The 18,384-nt window shown below is 51.2% G+C and carries 18 protein-coding genes and 1 riboswitch; of the genes, 13 read left to right on the forward strand and 5 right to left on the reverse strand.

Annotated elements, in window-relative coordinates; genetic code table 11:
* The first annotated feature begins 23 nt into the window (after window positions 1-23).
* The 4 genes from KNO70_RS02675 to KNO70_RS02690 all read left to right on the forward strand — a co-directional run bounded on the left by KNO70_RS02675 (window position 24) and on the right by KNO70_RS02690 (window position 2,858).
* Entirely contained in the window at window positions 24-1,100 is a 1,077-nt protein-coding gene (locus tag KNO70_RS02675) for a nitric oxide synthase oxygenase (protein ID WP_214811180.1), read from the forward strand.
* 14 nt (window positions 1,101-1,114) lie between these two features.
* Window positions 1,115-1,534 (forward strand): RDD family protein, encoded by a 420-nt coding sequence (locus KNO70_RS02680; protein WP_214683721.1) that lies wholly within the window; start codon window positions 1,115-1,117, stop codon window positions 1,532-1,534.
* Between the two features lie 125 nt (window positions 1,535-1,659).
* Window positions 1,660-2,511 (forward strand): DegV family protein, encoded by an 852-nt coding sequence (locus KNO70_RS02685; protein ID WP_214811182.1) that lies wholly within the window; start codon window positions 1,660-1,662, stop codon window positions 2,509-2,511.
* A 20-nt stretch (window positions 2,512-2,531) separates the two neighbouring features.
* Window positions 2,532-2,858, forward strand: coding sequence for a thioredoxin family protein (locus tag KNO70_RS02690; RefSeq protein ID WP_078147419.1), 327 nt, complete (start codon window positions 2,532-2,534; stop codon window positions 2,856-2,858).
* 207 nt (window positions 2,859-3,065) lie between these two features.
* Here the strand turns inward: KNO70_RS02690 and KNO70_RS02695 are convergent, their stop codons facing one another.
* The 3 genes from KNO70_RS02695 to KNO70_RS02705 all read right to left on the reverse strand — a co-directional run bounded on the left by KNO70_RS02695 (window position 3,066) and on the right by KNO70_RS02705 (window position 6,908).
* Complete coding sequence (locus tag KNO70_RS02695; protein ID WP_031422677.1) at window positions 3,066-3,791, reverse strand: hypothetical protein; 726 nt, start codon at window positions 3,789-3,791, stop codon at window positions 3,066-3,068.
* An 84-nt stretch (window positions 3,792-3,875) separates the two neighbouring features.
* Window positions 3,876-6,197: an ABC transporter permease gene (locus tag KNO70_RS02700; protein WP_214811184.1), complete on the reverse strand. Its 2,322-nt coding sequence runs from the start codon at window positions 6,195-6,197 to the stop codon at window positions 3,876-3,878.
* Between the two features lie 12 nt (window positions 6,198-6,209).
* On the reverse strand, window positions 6,210-6,908 hold the full coding sequence (locus tag KNO70_RS02705) for an ABC transporter ATP-binding protein (RefSeq protein ID WP_214811186.1): 699 nt from the start codon (window positions 6,906-6,908) through the stop codon (window positions 6,210-6,212).
* 161 nt (window positions 6,909-7,069) lie between these two features.
* Between KNO70_RS02705 and KNO70_RS02710 the strand changes: the two genes are divergently transcribed.
* Complete coding sequence (locus tag KNO70_RS02710) at window positions 7,070-7,900, forward strand: DegV family protein (RefSeq protein WP_214687308.1); 831 nt, start codon at window positions 7,070-7,072, stop codon at window positions 7,898-7,900.
* Window positions 7,901-8,191: 291 nt separating this feature from the next.
* Window positions 8,192-9,871, forward strand: a complete 1,680-nt coding sequence (locus KNO70_RS02715; protein ID WP_214811189.1) for a sensor domain-containing diguanylate cyclase — start codon at window positions 8,192-8,194, stop codon at window positions 9,869-9,871.
* A gap of 45 nt (window positions 9,872-9,916) precedes the next feature.
* Here KNO70_RS02715 and KNO70_RS02720 read toward each other — a convergent pair whose 3' ends face one another.
* Window positions 9,917-10,558, reverse strand: coding sequence for a homing endonuclease associated repeat-containing protein (locus KNO70_RS02720; protein ID WP_074036101.1), 642 nt, complete (start codon window positions 10,556-10,558; stop codon window positions 9,917-9,919).
* Window positions 10,559-11,010: 452 nt separating this feature from the next.
* Here KNO70_RS02720 and KNO70_RS02725 point away from each other — a divergent pair, with 452 nt between their 5' ends.
* The 6 genes from KNO70_RS02725 (at window position 11,011) to KNO70_RS02750 (ending at window position 15,816) form a co-directional block, all read left to right on the forward strand.
* Window positions 11,011-11,823, forward strand: a complete 813-nt coding sequence (locus KNO70_RS02725) for an undecaprenyl-diphosphate phosphatase (protein WP_074036102.1) — start codon at window positions 11,011-11,013, stop codon at window positions 11,821-11,823.
* 80 nt (window positions 11,824-11,903) lie between these two features.
* Window positions 11,904-12,046, forward strand: a riboswitch (FMN riboswitch).
* 152 nt (window positions 12,047-12,198) lie between these two features.
* Window positions 12,199-13,263, forward strand: a complete 1,065-nt coding sequence (gene ribD / locus KNO70_RS02730) for a bifunctional diaminohydroxyphosphoribosylaminopyrimidine deaminase/5-amino-6-(5-phosphoribosylamino)uracil reductase RibD (RefSeq protein WP_214687306.1) — start codon at window positions 12,199-12,201, stop codon at window positions 13,261-13,263.
* Window positions 13,263-13,895, forward strand: a complete 633-nt coding sequence (ribE, locus tag KNO70_RS02735) for a riboflavin synthase (RefSeq protein ID WP_214811192.1) — start codon at window positions 13,263-13,265, stop codon at window positions 13,893-13,895. Before ribD ends, ribE begins: the two co-directional genes overlap by 1 nt.
* Window positions 13,895-15,079 (forward strand): 3,4-dihydroxy-2-butanone-4-phosphate synthase, encoded by a 1,185-nt coding sequence (gene ribB / locus KNO70_RS02740; protein WP_214687304.1) that lies wholly within the window; start codon window positions 13,895-13,897, stop codon window positions 15,077-15,079. Before ribE ends, ribB begins: the two co-directional genes overlap by 1 nt.
* A complete protein-coding gene (ribH, locus tag KNO70_RS02745; protein WP_074036107.1) occupies window positions 15,076-15,540 on the forward strand; it encodes a 6,7-dimethyl-8-ribityllumazine synthase in 465 nt (154 codons plus the stop codon). The genes ribB and ribH overlap by 4 nt, the downstream gene beginning before the upstream one ends.
* A 33-nt stretch (window positions 15,541-15,573) precedes the next feature.
* On the forward strand, window positions 15,574-15,816 hold the full coding sequence (locus KNO70_RS02750; RefSeq protein WP_078147409.1) for an HD-GYP domain-containing protein: 243 nt from the start codon (window positions 15,574-15,576) through the stop codon (window positions 15,814-15,816).
* Window positions 15,817-15,853: 37 nt separating this feature from the next.
* Here KNO70_RS02750 and pruA read toward each other — a convergent pair whose 3' ends face one another.
* Complete coding sequence (pruA, locus tag KNO70_RS02755) at window positions 15,854-17,398, reverse strand: L-glutamate gamma-semialdehyde dehydrogenase (RefSeq protein ID WP_078147408.1); 1,545 nt, start codon at window positions 17,396-17,398, stop codon at window positions 15,854-15,856.
* A 171-nt stretch (window positions 17,399-17,569) separates the two neighbouring features.
* On the opposite strand from pruA, the gene KNO70_RS02760 reads away from it, so the two are divergent.
* A complete protein-coding gene (locus KNO70_RS02760; RefSeq protein WP_214811195.1) occupies window positions 17,570-18,373 on the forward strand; it encodes a hypothetical protein in 804 nt (267 codons plus the stop codon).
* Window positions 18,374-18,384: the final 11 nt, after the last annotated feature.

Raw genomic sequence — 18,384 nt, forward strand, 5'->3', positions numbered from 1 at the left:
GAATCGAGTGAGGAGATTTAGATATGAATCTGTATGAACAAGCGAGCGACTGGATGCGGCAATGGCATGACGACCCGTCCGAACGCCTCCGACAAATCAAAGATGAAATTGAGCGCACGGGCACTTATTCGTTGACGACGGAAGAGTTGTGTGAGGGTGCCAAGGTGGCGTGGCGGAATTCGAATCGTTGCATCGGCCGCTTGTTTTGGCAGACACTCCATGTGATCGATGCACGGGACGCCGATACGTTTGAGGCTGTCTATGACCATCTTGTCGACCATCTTCGGTTCGCTACGAACGGTGGAAAAATCCGTTCGACGATGACGGTCCTCCCGAATGAGTTCAAACTATTGAACACACAATTGATTCGGTACGCGGGATATGAGACACCTGACGGAATCATCGGAGACCCGATGTCCGTCACAATGACGAAGCGCGCGAAAGAGCTCGGATGGGTCGGAGCCAGCACGCCGTTTGATATCCTCCCGCTCATGATCACGGACGGACGAGACGTCCGCTTGTTTGAGTTGCCGAGTGAGGCCGTGCTTGAGGTGGACATTCGGCACGAGGATGTGGATTTGTTTGACGGACGGACCATCAAATGGCACGCAGTCCCAGCGATTGCGGATATGGAACTTGAAATCGGAGGTCTACGGTTTACGTCGGTCCCGTTTAACGGTTGGTATATGGAGACGGAAATCGGGGCACGGAATTTGGCCGACACCGACCGTTATGATTTGTTGCCCCTCGTCGGACGGTCGCTCGGGCTCGATACGCAGAAAGAGCGGTCACTTTGGCGCGACCGGGCACTCGTTGAATTGAACATCGCCGTCCTGCAATCGTTCGAGCGGGAAGGTGTGACCATCGTCGACCACCATACGGCTGCCAAACAGTTCAAGCGGTTCGAAAAAAACGAACGGGACGCGGGGCGTGACGTCACCGGGCAATGGAGTTGGCTCATCCCGCCTCTTTCTCCTGCGACGACGCACGTTTTTCATGAGCATTACGACAATCAGATCAAAACACCGAACTTGTTCGCAAGGAGTCGTTGTCCGTTCTCAGGGTTTCGTCAGCCGGTAAAAGAGGAATTGAGAGGCTAGAACCGAGAGAAAGGATGATTGCTGTGGCAGTCCCACTTTGGAAACGAGCCGTCGCGGGTCAAATCGACCAACTCGTCTTTCAGACACCGGCAAAACTGATTGAAAAGGCCGTCCGTCAAAAGATTTGGCCAGACAAGGAAGTGAAACGGTATTACTTGCCGACCGTCGTGACGATGGCAGGTGAAGTGTACTGTATGTTGTATCAAAAAGGTCAGACATTGGGTGACCGCGTCGTCGGCATTCGAGTCGTGAGTGCGGACGGACGCCCACTCTCCCTCGAGCAAGTCGTGAAGCGGACGCTCTATAAAGATGTCGTCTATCCGGCGACGCTCGGGATTCCGCTCATCCGTGCACTCCAACAGATGAAGTCGAACAAAGACCTCGAGTTGCCACACGATGAGTTCGCCCATACAAAATTGATCTCGACCAAATGAAGAGGAGCAGGGCGACCGCGTGTCGCTCTGTTTTTTCGTCCCATTCGGTCGGGTAGGAATAGGGACGAGAAATAAGGTATAATGGGATTGGACAAAAATGAACGACCATTGGAGGATTTTTAGTTATGACAAAAATTGCATGGATTACCGACAGCATGGCCAACTTCTCTCAAGAAGAGGCAGCCCGTCTCGGTGTCGATATCGTTCCGATTCAATTGATTGTGGACGGGAACGGCTATAGTGAAACAAAACTCTCGCTTGAAGATTTACATCGGTATATGATTGACCAAAAGAAAGAAGCGAAGACGTCACAACCGATTTTCGGAGACTTCATCGCCCGCTACGAACGCTTGAAAGAAGAGGGATATGATTGTGCCATCGCCGTCCATTGCTCGAATGGATTGAGCAGTACGGCGAAAAATTCGAAAGCAGCTGCCGAAGCGGCTGACTTTACCGTGTATACCATCGACTCGCATGCCGCACTCGAGGCGCAACAAGAACTCGTCCGAATCGGGAAGGCCGCTGAAGCCGAAGGCAAGTCAGTGGAGGAAATCGTCGCCCTTCTCGAAGCATGGCGCGATAAGAAGAACTTCTTCATGATCATCGGAAACATGGAGACGATGCGCCGAGGCGGTCGCGTTTCTTCCGGTGAGATGTTCCTTGCGAACATCTTGAACATCAAGCCGATCATCACCCTCGATGAGACGGGGAAAGTCATCCCGTTCAAAAAGGCCCGTTCATTGAAGAAGGCTTATGCGGAGATGGTCGGTGAACTCGAACGTCGTCATGCGGAAAACGGTGTGAAGGACAATCGGGTGTTCGTTCAGACGGCTCTCGCACCGAATATGCAAGATGACCTCGTCGCACTCATCGAGTCGAAACTACCAGGTCTCGAAGTCGTACGGACTCGATTCTGTCCTTCGATTGCGGTACATGCCGGATTCGAGACGGTCGGTGTCTTGTGGCTCGACGCTTAATCAAGTAGGAGGAATGTAAGATGGAAGCAATGACAACCTTGACTGGATTGAATGAACGGATTGCGAGCACGGAACAGCTGCTCGTCTACGTGTCACATCCGGGATGCAGTGTCTGTCATGCGCTGAAACCTCAAATCGAAGAGATGCTCCATCAGTTTCCGGAAATCGAGGCGGTCGCGGTGGATTCGGACGAGGTGCCGGAAGTCGCAGGCGCCTTCTCCATCTTCACCGTTCCGGTCGTCCTCTTTTTCATCAACGGGAAAGAAATGCTCCGTCGGGCACGATTCGTGCCAATCGGCGAACTGACGCATCAACTCGAACGCATGCAAGAAATGAGACGAGCGTGAACAGGAGGCTGGAACATAACTAGCCGATTTTAAAGATTTGTGATAAAAACAGGGGACCGGTTACCGATTTTTGGTGGCAGGACCCCTCTTTTTAGTCCGAAATGCGTGCGCGAACCCATAAAAATGACAAGAGGCCTCCGTGAGCGAACAAGTCGCTCACGGAGGCCTCTTTCTTATGAATCTACTGGGTTATGTCCAGCCTCTTTCTTATTCTGCTGCTTGTGGGACGAGGTAAATCAAACCGAACGGGTTATGCAATAAGTTGTCGATGGTCGTCCGCTCGTCTTCTCCCATCTCGACCGTGAAGGCACGCCCGTCTTCGAAGGCGAAATGGTCGCCGTCGCCGAACATCGCGCCACCGGAGATGAGGTGGAAGTTGAACGAATGGATCACGTGGATGGCATCTTCAATGTCGAGTGTCATCGGCACAGCCACGTCTGCATGACCGAACGCTTTCATTCCCCATGACATATAGGCGTTCTCTTCTTCTGTGATAGCCGTGAGAAGCGAGTAGTCGAGTGCGAGGTCTTCTTCTTTTGATTCTTGCCACTCGTCTTTCGAGTAAGCGACACCAGCTGACTCGACCATGACCCCGAGTCCACCTGCGTTTAAGACGGCGTTTGCAGCACGACGCGCCGCGGCGACGTCTGTCAAATCGTTGACGTCGACAATCAAGTAGACGACATGCGTGTGACGAGCGATTCCTTTCGCCACTTTCGGGGTGAATCCGCCAGAACTCGCGTGAATCATCGCCTCGGCGAGGGCGGGGTCACGTTCGACGACTTCTACGGTGAACGCCTTGCCTGTCTCATCTTCGAGCAACAACAGACCGGCCATCGTGTAGCCTTCACTATGTAAACTGATTTGTTCGCTGACGCCTTCTGCGGAAGACCAGTTTCCGGGAATGGCGAGCATAACTTGTGTACGATTCATGTATATCATCCTTTTCTGCAAAAGTCAGGTCTCTCCTCAGGAGAGACCTGGTCTATCTCTTATTATGCCCTATTTTGGCATGAATTATTCTTGATATGTCTTCAATACTTCCTGAAGCGGGATTTGATCGATTTTCCGGCGACTGATGAACGTACTCATAAAGAAGAGGAGAACGACAGCGCCAAGCGTATAGACGATATAGACCCATTCGAATTCAAGTGGGAGCACGAGTCCATAATCTTCTGCAAAGACGACGATGATGACCCGAAGCGTCAACAGGGCGATGGGGATGCTCAAGAGGGCAGAGATTAGCGCATAGATGAAGTAGCTGTTCAAAATCATGGAGCGGACTTCCCGTTTCTCATATCCCATCACCTTCAACAAGGAGATGACGTAATAGTTCTTCTCGACCGTCAGTGCCGTCAAGACGAACAGAATGCTGAAAGCGATGAGGGACGCCCCGCCAATCAAGACGTTCATCATGAAATTCATATATTGATTGATCGATTCGGACTGATCGATCAACCCTTGACGTGACAGGATGGTCAGATAGTCGGATTCGCTCGGACGCTCCGTCGCATAGATGCCGTTGAACAGGTCATCCGTCGCCCCGTCCGTGAGTAGTTCACTTAACGTCGTCCGGGGTAAGTAGGCGAAATCCCCGGAGAATTCATCGGCAATCCCGATGACAGGATAGCTCAACGTGTCCCCGTCGAGTGCGACATCGATATCTTGACCCACGTCGAGCCCGAGCTTCAGGGCGAGTGAAGAAGAGACGACAAGGCCGTCAGGTTCAACTGTCAACGCATCCCCATCTTCGTTTCGGAGGGGGAACAAGGTGTTGTCGAAGTCGAGTCCCTTCAAGGTAATCAGCTTATCTTCGACAAAGGCGAACGGATAGGTGAGGAACGGTTCTTGTCCTTCTTCTAAAGCCGGAGCCCCGTCTGTATACGCCTCGTATTCATACACCGCTTCGTTCAATCCGCCGACGGTCATACGGTCGACGGCCCCGTTCATCATGAGGGCGAAAACGATGAGAATCGTCGAGAAGAGGATCCCGAGAAAGAAGATGAGAAAACTCCCCGTGCTCTTGACGGCATACAAATATTTGAACTTCGTCTTGCCACTCGCCCGTCTCAACAGGCGACTGACAAGTCGACTGAGTCGATTCAATGAGACGTTGTCCCGTGGTGACAAGAGGACAAGGGCGCTCTCACCCATAATTTTATAGATGACAGCTCCTGCAACGAGCGCAAAGAAGAGGAGCGGGGCGAACACGGCTGTCACGAACACGAGTGGACTTTGGGCGATGGTGATGGACGGTAAAAGATAGAAGTCGAGATAGAGTTCTTTCAACGGGTTCGCGAAATAAAGCCCCAGGAAATAACCGATGATGAGCATAAAGAATGCGAAAACCAAGATGAGCACCAAGTAAGGCGCGGCGATTTGACGACGACTGTAGCCAATCGCCTTCAATAGTCCGATTTGTCCTCGTTCCGCCTCGAGCATATTCGAGATCAGGATGGCGACGATGATGACAGCGATCGAGACGATAAAGAGACTGAGTCCGAGCGCCATCGCCTTGCCGGATGAAATCTCGCCGTAGATGGCACCACTTCGAGTGATGTTCTCCGTCTCCATGACCGAGACGACGAACGGGAGCTCGAGGTCGGTCTTGATCGCTTGATCGGTCACCCCGGACAGTCGGAAAGACTCTTGCCCGATGAATGTTTCGAACGATTCATCCGTCATCAGGAGGAGGGTCTGTGAACCAGGGTCCAAGTTGAAGAAGTTATCATCGAAGAGTGGGAGCGTATAGTCCGGAAAGAGGACAAATCCACTCACCGTGAACGGTTTGCCGATGTCGATTGTGTCCCCGATGTCGATCCCATTCTCTTCTGCATATTTTTTGTTCAAAGCGATTTCGTCATTCGCGCTCGGTCGCTCACCGGCTTCGAGGTAGGAGCGGTTGATCGTGTCTGATTCTTTGACGATCATTCCCCGATGCTCGGTGTCATCGAACGTGTAGGTGATGGCTTTCAAGTCACGGAGTTCAATCGTGGCATCCGGCATCTCCTGTTCGACGGCGGCGATTCGCGATGCGATCAGATGATTGAAGACCTCCGCATCGGCTTGTTTGATGTCAGCCAATGTGAACGCTCCTGTCTCCGCGAGCGTGGCGACAGCGGGGTCGCGTAACTCTTCTTCCGTCACCCGATTGAGCATGTCAATCGCAAAGTCTTCTTGGTTCGATTCTTCCAGATACTCTTCGGTCGGGACCTCAATCCCGCTGATGCCATAGAACATCATCGTGTACGTGAGTGAACTCATGACGATGATGATGGCGATGGCGAGGAGTTGCATCCACTTCCGACTCAATGTCTTCCAGACGTTTTTATACAGCATGTCGCCACCCCCTTATCCCCAATGGATGTCACGTGCCGCGACCCGGGTCTCATGATGGGTCACCTCCACGATTCGACCGGAGTTCATCTTGATGACATCGTCCGCCATCTCACTGATTCCATTATTGTGTGTGATGACGACAACCGTTTTTTGATACGTCTCGTTCAATTGTTCCAATAGTTCGAGTACTTTTTTCGAATTTTCTTCGTCAAGCGATCCCGTCGGTTCGTCACAAAAGACAATGGTGGGATTTTTGGCGAGGCTGCGGGCGACGGAGACACGTTGCTGCTCACCACCCGATAGTTGATAGGGGTATTTGTCACGTGCCGCTGTGAGCCCTACTTGTTCGAGCAATTCATCAATCGGCAGCGGATCTTTCGTTAAGTCGGATCCGATTTGGACGTTCTCATAGACGGTCAAGTTTTGAAGAAGGTTGTATTGTTGGAAAATGAAGCCAAGATGGTCGCGTCGAAAAGCAGTCATCTGATCGACGGATAGGTCGGTCAGCACGGTGTCGCCGAACGTGATCTTACCTGAGGTGACCGTGTCGAGTCCGCTGATGACGTTGAGCAGTGTACTCTTCCCGCTCCCGCTTGGACCTAGGATCACGACGAACGCGCCATCCCGGATGGTGAGGTCGATGTCTTTCAAGGCGGCCGTTTCCACGTCGCCTGTCTTGTAGATTTTGTTTACGTTCCGTAGTTTGATCATGCCACACACGCCTCCTTTACTCGTTATGTATGGTATACCCTTTTCGAGAAATGAATGGACGAGCTGCACATAGGATGTTTTGAAAAAATAGTGAAACCGCTCCACCTGTGATAAAATAATATAACCAGGTACTAATAAATTTTTTTAAGGGAGAACTCTTTATGAAGATTGCTTACATCACGGACAGCACGATTGTCCTTCCAGATGCATTAGCGCAACATCCTGACATCCACATCGTCCCGCTCTATGTCGTCAAAGGGGACCAGCCGTATAAAGATGGAATCGAAGTCGATGCGAAAACGGTTTACGAGTGGATTGACGCGGGAGAGCGCGTCTCGACGAGTCAGCCCGCGATCGGGGATTTCGTCACGCTCTATGAAAAATTGAAAGAAGAGTACGATATGGGCATCGCAATCCATCTATCGTCCGATTTGAGTGGGACGTATTCGGCGTCTGTTCAAGGAGCTGAGATTGCGGAGTTCAAGTTACTCGCCTTCGATTCACGGGCAGGCATCTATACGATGGGACTCATGTTCGCGGAATTGATTGAACGGGTCGAACGAGGCGATGCGCTTGAAGACGTGGGAGCCTACATGAAGAAGCGCGTGGAGGACGTCCGCATCGAGTTGACGATTCAAAACTTGACACAGATGCAAAAGGGCGGTCGCATCTCCAAATCGAAAGCGCTCATCGGGAACATGCTTCAGTTGAAACCGGTACTCCGATTCGAAGACGGGTTGATTGTCCCGTATCAAACGGTCCGCACGTATAAGAAGGCGCAGGCTCATTTATTCGAAGTGTTGCGTGCGGCAATCGAGTCCGGTGAATGTCAGGACGTCTCGATTTTCCACGGAAATGTCCCTGAGCTTGCTGAGGAGTGGAAACAACAACTTGGTGACACGATTCCGATCAGAGTTGATACACTCGCACCACTTCTCGGGGCGCATACGGGAACTGGGTCAATCGGGATTTCATATTTGAAAGCAAAATAATGAGTAAGGGCGGTCCTTTTGTGAGGGCCGCCCTTTGTTACGTGTTTTTTTGTTTCCGTAGATAAAGAAGTGTAATGGTGATTGAGTAGATGAACAAAAACGTGATCAGAAATAGAGAAAAGTCCATAGCGAGCCCCCTTTATCCAAGTCGTTGCCGACATTTAGCATAACGAAACATTGAATTGGGAATTCTATCAATATTTCATTGTCTCAACTTTTAAACTATTGCTGGAATGTTGTAGCAATACGGGTCATACTAGAAAAAAATGAACGAGAAAAGGGGAGAAGACGATGCGATTTCGGAAGTATATAGTTCGGAGTTGGCTCGCGTGGACACTCGTCTTCACGGGAGTGACGTATTTGACCTTCCAAAACCTTAAGGCGTTCGACTGGCCGTTGTTTTGGTTCATCTATACGCTTGGGGCTTTGTTCGTCATGAATCCTTTAAAGCGCAGGCATCTTCATTTCACGTTCCATGAGATGTTTGTCTTTATCACATTCTTCTTATATGGGCTCGCACCCGCCCTGTTGATGGGACAACTGCTCCTCTTCACGTTTCAGGCGCGAGCCTTCAATCGTCGCGTCGGGCGACGACGGTTCCTTCATTTCTATCCGCTCAACACGGTGATTGAATGTCTGCTCGTTCTGTTGCCGGGGCTCGCCTATATCGCACTCGGTGGACAAATCGGAGAGCCCGTTCATTTGATGCAACAAGGATGGGCGATGGTAGCCTTCTTGGGGACTCTGTTCCTTGTCCTTATGATGAGTTTCGCTTTATCCTACTTCATGGTCGGAGAACGGATCCCGTTCCCAATCATGTGGCGATTGATTCGCTTTGATTGGCTCGTCGTGTCACTCGAGCTTTTGTTCTCGATGATTGCCATCGAGTCGTATCTCAACTTCGGTTATGTCGGGCTCATCGTCACGTTCTTCGTACTATCTGTCCTAAAGATGACGATGTCGAAAGCGACGGAGACGGAAGAAACCAAGTCGAGAGTCGATCAAGTCGAACGCTTGAAAGAACAGCTGTACCGCGTGGACAGCGAGCAATTGTTGATTGAGAAGTTTTGGAACGGTCTACGTGATATCGTCGAAGTGGAACGTGGATGGTTGCAGGTCAATCGAAAAGGGGAGCGGACGTTTTATGATATGACCGGTCGCGTCATCCCGAGTGTGCCGGATGCCTTCACGATTGAACGGTATCATGATGAGGACGAACCGTGTTTCGTCTATGACTCGCTCCATGAATGGCATCCCGAATTGCAGCAACAGCAACAAGAACTACACCATTCGGCGCTCGTCATCCAACCCGTTTGGGGAGCGGAGACGGCGGTCAGCTGCATGGTATCGACGACGGCAAACGGGGCATACGAAACTCCGATTGCGGTTGAAGTGAACCGTCTCCTCAAGACGTTATCTTGGTCAATCGAACGCATCGATGAACGCAAACGTTTGCAACATGAGAGCTTGACGGATCCGTTGACGGGATTGCATAATCAGCGAGCGCTACGCCGTTGGACGAAAGAACGTTTGAACGATGTGGCGTCCTATCCGCTCTCTGTTTTATTAATCGATTTGGACCACTTCAAATCGATCAATGACACATACGGGCATGCATTCGGGGACGAGGTGTTGATTGAAGCAGGTCAACTCTTTACTCGCAATGTTCGAGCGACGGACTTGGTGACGCGCTACGGAGGCGAAGAGTTCGTGTTCGTCTTCCCGAGAATGGATGAGGCGGCCGCCAATCTGGTCGGTGAAAAGATACGAAACGCCTTGAAGCGCCATGATTTTGGGACAGAAGGCACGCGCATCACGGTGACGGCGAGTATCGGGATTGAAACGATTTATGAATATGAAGACCTCGATACAGTCTTGCGACATGCGGACCGGGCCATGTATGTCGGGGCGAAATTTAACGGGCGAGATCGTGTCGCCCACTATCATGATCTGTCGACAGAGGTCAGATGAAAGGAGGATCCCCAAAATGGTGGATCCTCCTTTCGTATGAAATGATTATGAGTTCGTATTATAAAGTTCAGATTCAACCGCATGAACGGCGGCTGACCAGGAGCCATAGCGATGCAAGATCGCTTTCGTCGAAGGTTTGTTGTTGCGCTTTGCCCATTCACGGTAAGCTTCGAATGAGAGCGAGAAGCCCATTTCCTGAATGGCTTCACGAAGGGCGTTCGAGAGTTCTGTTTTCGAATAGGTCACACTCGCCTCAAGTCCTGCCTCGGCACAGGCATCATGCCACGAACCGAACGTCTTGACTATATGATAATGGCTCGGTGCCTTCGGATGGAGCTTTCGCCATTGCTGATACTTCTTCAAGGTGATGATCGAGCCCATGTCTCGCGAATAAATGGCGAGCGTCTCGATGATGTCCTCGCGTGTATACTTCGGCATTTTGTCTGGCAATTCGACGGTTGACTCTCCATGCCATTCATAGCCTGCGATGGCAAGTGCCTCAGCCCATGACCCGAACTGACGAATGATCGACTCAGGAGACGGCCAATTCTGTTCCATTGCGAAGCGGCGATAGACAGAACGGCGTGGACGTTCCTTCAACAAGTCCCCGAGAAGACGAATGCAATGGATCATCCTTTGCTGTTCGGTAGACAAGTGATGGGATTTAGTGGATAGCGTTTGATTCAATGATGGTTCCTCCTTCCGTGGACTCAAATCTGAACCGAGAAAGATAAAAAAATGCTCCTACAATCATACTATCGGATTGTTTTTCGGATTTATTAACGTGATTTTGAAAAATTTTAAACAATTCCTAGGAATTGGATAGGACTAAAGTCGCAGTTGATAATTTCAAAAAATGGTAACAGTTCTATTACAAATTAAATCGAATTTCGAGAGAAATGTAAACATAAAGTTTTAATCACCCAAATTTGTAATATTTTTATAAAAAAGTACCCAGCTGGAGAGTTGGGGTCATCGCCTTCGCTCCAGATGAGTACCCTTCTATAATAAATTTAATTTTCAGACTAATCAATCAAATATTGAAATTACGGCAAAAAAATTTTAATGGCTGGTCAATGAAAGACCGATTCTGCTAAAATAGCCGCATTGAGTGAAAAACAGAAAAGAGGATCATCACTATGACAGTTTGGTTATTTTATACGTTACTTGGATTGATTCAAGGGTTCACAGAGCCCATCCCGATTTCATCGAGCGGACATCTTGTCATCTTCCAAGAACTATTTAACATTGACTTGCCGGGATTGTCATTTGAAGTTTTCGTAAACTTTGCATCGCTTCTTGCGGTTTTAACAATCTATCGTCAAGACGTCGTTCGTCTTATCATGAGTTTGTGGACGTTTTTATTTAAGAAAGACCGGTCGGATGAGACGATGGTCGACGTGAAGTTCATCGGGCTGTTACTTGTCGCGACCGTTCCGGCTGGTGTGCTCGGTGTCCTGTTTGGTGACTGGATCGCCGAGGTGCTCGGTGGCGTGGCGACAGTCGGCTATACACTCATCATTACGGGACTCGCCCTCTGGTTCATCCGGAATATGCGAGGAAACAAGGGCGACGGTGGCATTACGCTACGTGACGCCGTATTGATCGGACTTGCTCAGGCCGTGGCGCTCATTCCTGGGATCAGCCGTTCCGGGGCGACTATCGTCATGGCGATGCTCCTCGGAATCAAACAGGAGTCGGCGCTTCGATTCTCGTTCTTCCTGTTCATTCCAATCAGTCTCGGCACGATGATTTTGGATGGTCCGACGTTGTTCACAAACCCAGACACGCGTGACTTGTTCGGTCCGCTCCTTTTGGCATTTATCGCATCATACGTGTTGACGGCCATTTCATTGAAGTGGTTCCAGCACATCATGGCAAAAGGCGAATTGAAGTATTTTTCATATTACTGCTGGATTGTCGGGCTTCTCGTCGTCCTCTTTCTCGCATAATCGAGGCGCTACTCTCACGAGTAGCGTTTTTTGTTTTGCGAAATAAAAACAATTGCGATACAGTAAACCTGTACAAACAAATATTCCTTCGGGGTCGGGTGAAATTCCCAACCGGCGGTGATGGGCCTATGCCCTAAGTCCGTGACCCGGGCGCACGTGTGCGAACGGTGGATCTAGTGAGACTCTAGAGCCGACAGTATAGTCTGGATGGGAGAAGGAACAAAAAACAGGTCCACGTGACCTGTGCTTCGTCGTACGCTTTTCTGTATAGAAAACGTTTATTTGGCTTGCCAAAATTTGACGAAACCCTCCCACCAAGACCCTAAGGACTGCTCCTTAGGGTCTTTTGTTTGTACGGAAAAAGGAGGGAGAACGATGAAACAGTACATGGAACAGGCCATTCAATTGGCGAAATCAGCCGATGGACAGACCGGTGTCAATCCACTCGTCGGTGCCGTTCTCGTGAAAGACGGACGTATCGTCGGAATGGGTGCCCACCTTAAGGCGGGCGAACCACATGCTGAAGTGCATGCGATTCGAATGGCCGGTGCGGCTGCATCCGGGGCGACTTTATATGTCACGCTCGAACCGTGCTCGCATCACGGTAAGACACCACCGTGCGCCGATTTGATTGTAGAATCGGGCATCAAACGTGTCGTCGTCGCCATGAAAGATCCGAATCCACTCGTCGCAGGCAATGGGATCGTGCGCCTGCAAGCGGCCGGTGTCGAAGTCGATGTGGGTCTGCTTGAGGAAGAGGCGCGTGCCTTGAATCCGGCATTTTTGCGGTCGCTTGAGACGAAACGACCATACGTCATCTTGAAGACGGCAACGAGCCTCGATGGGAAAGTTGCCTTAGAGACGGGGGAGAGTCAATGGGTGACGAGTTCGGAAGCCCGTCGTGATGTGCATGAACTTCGTGCCACGGTCGATGCGATTTTGACCGGGATTGGAACGGTACTCGCGGATGACCCATCGCTTACGGTTCGATTGGACCGCGTGACGCGACAGCCGAAACGAGTCGTGCTCGACCGTGACCTGAGGTTACCGCTCGCTAGTACGTTAGCACGTACCGCCGAAGACGTTCCGGTGCTCCTCTTCACTTCGTCAGATGAGGCAGAACGACGTGAACGAGCTCAATCCGTCGGTATCGAATTATTCGATTATACGTCACTCGGCACGGTTCTTGAGACGCTATACGCAAATGGGATTGGGCGTGTGTTGATCGAGGCCGGACCGACGCTTGTCACCTCACTTCTTGACGGAGGCTACGTGGATGAATGGGTCGCCTATCAATCACCACGGGTGTTCGGTGGGAAGCATGGCGTCTATCGCTCACAGCAGGAAGGGACGATCGAAGGGATATCCCGTTTTACGATTCATCAGGTCGAAACGATTGGACCCGACCTGAAAGTCGTCCTTCGAAAGGGGGCGCTCTGATGTTCACGGGAATCGTAGAAGAAATCGGAGCGGTCAAGCGTAACGGACCATCTTTACGACTCGTCTTGTCCGCTGTGAAAGTGCTTGACGATGTGAAGCTCGGGGACAGCATTGCCGTGAATGGGATCTGCCTCACGGTGACGACGTTCGATGACGCGACGTTCTCTGTCGATGTCATGCCAGAAACGTTGAAGGCGTCGAGCCTAGATGGGGTCAAGCCGGGAACACAAGTCAATCTCGAACGGGCGATGCCGGCGAACGGACGTTTTGGTGGACATTTCGTATCCGGACATGTCGACGGGGTCGGGCGCATCACGAAGAAACGACCGCTCGCGAATGCCGTCTATATCGACATCCAATGTGATCGTGCGCTCCTTTCCTACATCGTCCCGAAAGGTTCGATATGTGTAGATGGGACGAGTTTGACCGTGTTTGACGTGTCAGAGCGTGGGTTTACCTTGTCCTTGATTCCACACACATACAGCGAGACCGTGCTTGGGATGAAACAGACGGGTGATGTAGTCAATTTAGAATGTGATCTGTTGGCAAAATATATGGAAAAGGTCGTCGGGCAGTCGAAGATGACGCTCGAGTCCTTGGCAGAACAAGGATATGGAAAGGCGGGATGGTAATGTTTGATTCGATTGAACGAGCGATTGAGGAACTGAGACGAGGGCGTCCCATCATCGTCGTGGATGACGAGGACCGTGAGAATGAAGGGGACTTTGTCGTACTCGGTGACAAGGTGACACCGGAAACGATGAACTTTTTAATCACGGAAGGGAAAGGGCTCGTCTGTAGCGCCATCGCAGAAGAAGTGGCGGTTCGTCTCGATCTCGCGCCGATGGTGACGAACAGTACAGACCCACACGGTACCGCCTTCACGGTCAGTGTCGACCATATCGATTCGACTACTGGCATCTCGGCGAGTGAACGGTCTCATACCGTTCGTGAGTTAGCGAACCCATCGTCCCGTCCATCCGATTTTCAACGTCCGGGACATCTGTTCCCGCTCATTGCGAAAAAGGGAGGCGTCTCCGTTCGCCGAGGTCATACCGAAGCGTCTGTCGACCTGGCGCGACTCGCAGGAAGTGAGCCGGTCGCGGTCATCTGTGAAATCATTCGAGAGGACGGGGAGATGGCACGCGTACCTGATTTGGTACAAGTCGCTGAACGCCACGGGTTGGCGTTCATCACTATCGAAGCGTTAGTCCGATATATGGAGGAGAACCTCGTCACACGTGTTGCGGACGTGTCCCTACCTTCCTCAAAAGGAACGTTTCGCATGATAGGGTATGAGAATCGAATGGACCGTGAAGAGCATGTGGCGCTCGTGACGGAGACGCTTGAGGAGGTCCCGCTCGTTCGCATTCACTCCGAATGTCTGACCGGTGACGTCTTCGGTTCGTTCCGATGTGATTGCGGTCCGCAACTGGACACGGCGATGGCACGAATCGAGCAGGAATCGGGCATCGTGCTCTATATGCGTCAAGAAGGGCGAGGCATCGGACTGTTGAACAAACTGAAGGCGTACGCCCTTCAAGAGAATGGATTGGATACGGTCGAGGCGAACGTGGCACTAGGGTTTCATCCGGACCTTCGGGACTATCGGGTGAGCGCGGCGATGCTTCGTGATCTTGGCGTCACCCGTGTCCGGCTCATGACGAACAACCCCGATAAAGTCGATGCCTTGGAATCGTGTGACATCACAGTCGTCGAACGCGTTTCGATTCATGTCGGTGCGCATGAAGCGAACGAATCGTATCGCCTGATGAAACAACTCAAAATGAATCATATTGGAGGAACATGGACATGACCTATACATTTGAAGGAAACTTAGTTGGAGAAGGCTTAAAGATTGGAATCGTCGTCGGACGGTTCAACGACTTGATCACGATGCGTCTGCTTGACGGGGCGAAGGATGCCTTGAAACGTCATGGAGTGAAGGAAGAGGATGTGTCGCTCGCTTTCGTCCCAGGAGCATTTGAACTTCCGCTCGTCGCGAAAAAAATGGCGATGAGCAAACAATACGACGCGGTCATCACGCTCGGAGCCGTCATTCGTGGTGCGACCCCGCATTTTGATTACGTCTGTAACGAAGCGGCAAAAGGGATCGCCCAGGCGAGCTATCAATCCGAAGTCCCGGTCATCTTCGGCGTGTTGACGACGGAGACGATTGAACAGGCGATTGAGCGTGCAGGAACAAAAGCAGGCAACAAAGGGTGGGAAGCGGCGACTTCTGCCATCGAGATGGCCAATCTGTTAAAGCAAGTCTAATCAAAACCGGGTGGCGACCACCCGGTTTTTCAAATGGATCTGTCCGACCAGGAATGGGTGTTCATGCGCGACCATGTGCGTGTCGACGGCGAAATGTTGAAGGATTTACAAACACAGTTCCCTCAGAATTACTTCATTCAAATGGCCTATCCCATCACACTGTATCATCACGAACGTTGGGACGGAACGGGGTACAACCAAGGACTGAAAGGAGAGGACATCCCGCTTACGGCTCGAATCGTCACCATGTTCGATCAGACATTTAAAGCGCACTAAAAAGGAGACGTCCCCTCGGGGAGCATCTCCTTTTTGATTAGTACGTTTCAGATGTTGTTTTCGCTTGCATGTGGAGTTGGATGTAATCCGGGCCACCTGCTTTTGAATCCGTACCTGACATGTTGAATCCACCGAACGGCTGATAGCCGACGATTGCGCCTGTGCAACCACGGTTGAAGTAAAGGTTCCCAACGTGGAAGTTTTGGCGAGCGTATTCTTGATTCATACGGTCACGTGTGAGGACCGCCCCTGTCAAGCCGTATTCTGTGTTGTTCGCGATATCGATTGCTTCTTTGAAGTCTTTCGCTTTCGTGAAGGCGACGATTGGTCCGAAAATCTCTTCTTGCATGAGGCGTGCTTTCGGGTCGACGTCTGCGACGACAGTCGGCTCGATGAAGTAGCCTGTTGAATCGTCTGCTTTCCCACCTGCGACGATGCGTCCTTCTTCTTTTGCGACATCGAAGTACGATGTGATCTTCTTGAAGGCCGATGCATCGATGACTGGTCCCATGAAGTGTTCGTTCTTCTCTGTGTTTCCGACAGAGAGTTCGTTCGTGAGTTCGACGACACGGTCAAGTACCGTATCATACACGCTGTCGACGATGACGGCACGTGAACAAGCCGAACATTTCTGACCAGAGAAACCGAATGCCGATTTCACGATCGATTGTGCAGCGAGCTCGAGGTCGGCTGATTCGTCGACGACGATCGTATCTTTTCCACCCATCTCCGCGATCACGCGCTTGAGCCAAATTTGACCTTCGTTCAATTTAGACGCACGTTCGTTAATGCGGAGTCCCACATCACGCGATCCTGTGAAGCTGATGAAGCGTGTTTTCGGATGATCGACGAGATAGTCCCCGACTTCTGCACCCGGTCCCGGGATGAAGTTGAGCACGCCTTTTGGAAGACCTGCCTCTTCCATCACTTCGACGAATTTCGCAGCGACGATTGGCGTCGTCGAAGCTGGTTTCAAGAGAATCGTGTTACCGGCGACGATGGCCGCAACTGCTGTACCGGCCATGATTGCGAATGGGAAGTTCCATGGGCTGATGACGATCCCGACCCCGAGTGGGATGTAGTCATACCGGTTGTATTCGCCTGGGCGGCTCTCCACTTTCTTGCCTGGTTTGAGTTCGAGCATTTGACGTGCATAATATTCCATGAAGTCGATTGCTTCCGCTGTATCCGCATCTGCCTCGTTCCACGGTTTACCCGCTTCTTTGACGAGGTAAGCCGAGAACTCGTGCTTACGTTTGCGGACGATGTTCGCTGCTTTGAACAAGACGTCAGCGCGGACAGCCGGGTCGACATGGCGCCATGAGTCAAATGCTGTGAGTGCTTCTTGCATCGCACGTTCTGCGAGCTCTTGGTTCGCTTTTGACACGCGACCGATCACTTCTTCTTTGTTAGCCGGGTTGTAAGACGTGATTTTACCTTCCGTCGTAACCTTTTCCCCACCAATTACGAGCGGATAGTCTTTCCCGAGCTCACCGTTCACTTTCTCGATTGCCGCTTGGATTGCTTCGGCATTCTCTTTTTGTGTAAAGTCTGTGAATGGTTCATGTTTGTATGGAATCATTCTCGTTCCCCCTTAAAGTGATGTTGAGCGTTAAAGCGCTTACGTCTGTATTGTATCGAAATTATCGTAGAAATCCTAGTGAAACAATTTTCCAGAAACACATGGCATTGGAGCAAGAAATCGAGACGTGATAGGATGGGGGAGAACACGGCTTTAGAAAGGACGAACAACATGAAAAAATGGTTCATTCCGCTACTCCTCGTCTTCATGCTCGGGGCATGTGGAAACGAGGAAGAGACGGTGGTAGAAGAGACAGACCGCGCATTGCCGGACGCTGTCACGGACGTGTACGCAGACTATCAGACGGCACTCGAGTCTGGAGACGCCGAGGCACTCGCATCAATTGATTATGCTGGCCGGTTGACCGAGATTCCGGCGACTGGTGCCGTCACCCGTCAATTGTCTCCTGGTGAGATTTATAAGAGCTGGGTCAACGAAGAGGAAGACGTGGCGTTCCTTGTCCATGAGATGATCGATGAAGAAGGGAACCCGCTCCCGAACCGACTCAGTAAAATCGCTGTGAAGGAAGGGGATGAGTGGTCACTCGTCATCACACCGGTCGCTTTACCAAAAGACGTGATTGCCGAGGTCGGAGAGTTACTCATCGGTGTCCAGGCGAACGAGTACGGAGTGAATGCCGAAGCGAACGCCCGTCTCGCTGAGATTCCGGAAGATGAGGCTGGTCCGATCTATGACCAAGTCAACGCACAGACGGACTATATGGCGCTCGAGGCAGACAATAACGTCTTCCTGCTCATGGCGGAAACGTTGACGGTCGAGGAGAACCAAACCATCATGACCGACTATTTCAAAGCGTATGAGACGTGGTACACCGATAACGAGGAGACGCTCCGAAAAGCGGCTGCAACGGAAGATCCAGTCGAGTATATCGAAGTGCTTGACCCGTTAAAGACAAAATTAGAAGAAGCGATCGATGGCTATGACGAACAACTTGTCGACCCATCGTTTGGCTAAGGAGGAACAGC

This window comes from Exiguobacterium sp. s181 (assembly GCF_018617125.1).
Taxonomy (GTDB): Bacteria; Bacillota; Bacilli; order Exiguobacteriales; family Exiguobacteriaceae; genus Exiguobacterium; species Exiguobacterium profundum.

Excerpts from the sequence above, each read along its gene's own strand:
- KNO70_RS02675 (WP_214811180.1), top strand. The coding sequence starts at position 24 with ATGAATCTGTATGAACAAGCGAGCGACTGGATGCGGCAATGGCATGAC.
- KNO70_RS02680 (WP_214683721.1), top strand. The coding sequence starts at position 1,115 with ATGATTGCTGTGGCAGTCCCACTTTGGAAACGAGCCGTCGCGGGTCAA.
- KNO70_RS02685 (WP_214811182.1), top strand. The coding sequence starts at position 1,660 with ATGACAAAAATTGCATGGATTACCGACAGCATGGCCAACTTCTCTCAA.
- KNO70_RS02690 (WP_078147419.1), top strand. The coding sequence starts at position 2,532 with ATGGAAGCAATGACAACCTTGACTGGATTGAATGAACGGATTGCGAGC.
- KNO70_RS02695 (WP_031422677.1), bottom strand. The coding sequence starts at position 3,791 with ATGAATCGTACACAAGTTATGCTCGCCATTCCCGGAAACTGGTCTTCC.
- KNO70_RS02700 (WP_214811184.1), bottom strand. The coding sequence starts at position 6,197 with ATGCTGTATAAAAACGTCTGGAAGACATTGAGTCGGAAGTGGATGCAA.
- KNO70_RS02705 (WP_214811186.1), bottom strand. The coding sequence starts at position 6,908 with ATGATCAAACTACGGAACGTAAACAAAATCTACAAGACAGGCGACGTG.
- KNO70_RS02710 (WP_214687308.1), top strand. The coding sequence starts at position 7,070 with ATGAAGATTGCTTACATCACGGACAGCACGATTGTCCTTCCAGATGCA.
- KNO70_RS02715 (WP_214811189.1), top strand. The coding sequence starts at position 8,192 with ATGCGATTTCGGAAGTATATAGTTCGGAGTTGGCTCGCGTGGACACTC.
- KNO70_RS02725 (WP_074036102.1), top strand. The coding sequence starts at position 11,011 with ATGACAGTTTGGTTATTTTATACGTTACTTGGATTGATTCAAGGGTTC.
- ribD (WP_214687306.1), top strand. The coding sequence starts at position 12,199 with ATGAAACAGTACATGGAACAGGCCATTCAATTGGCGAAATCAGCCGAT.
- ribE (WP_214811192.1), top strand. The coding sequence starts at position 13,263 with ATGTTCACGGGAATCGTAGAAGAAATCGGAGCGGTCAAGCGTAACGGA.
- ribB (WP_214687304.1), top strand. The coding sequence starts at position 13,895 with ATGTTTGATTCGATTGAACGAGCGATTGAGGAACTGAGACGAGGGCGT.
- ribH (WP_074036107.1), top strand. The coding sequence starts at position 15,076 with ATGACCTATACATTTGAAGGAAACTTAGTTGGAGAAGGCTTAAAGATT.
- KNO70_RS02750 (WP_078147409.1), top strand. The coding sequence starts at position 15,574 with ATGGATCTGTCCGACCAGGAATGGGTGTTCATGCGCGACCATGTGCGT.
- pruA (WP_078147408.1), bottom strand. The coding sequence starts at position 17,398 with ATGATTCCATACAAACATGAACCATTCACAGACTTTACACAAAAAGAG.
- KNO70_RS02760 (WP_214811195.1), top strand. The coding sequence starts at position 17,570 with ATGAAAAAATGGTTCATTCCGCTACTCCTCGTCTTCATGCTCGGGGCA.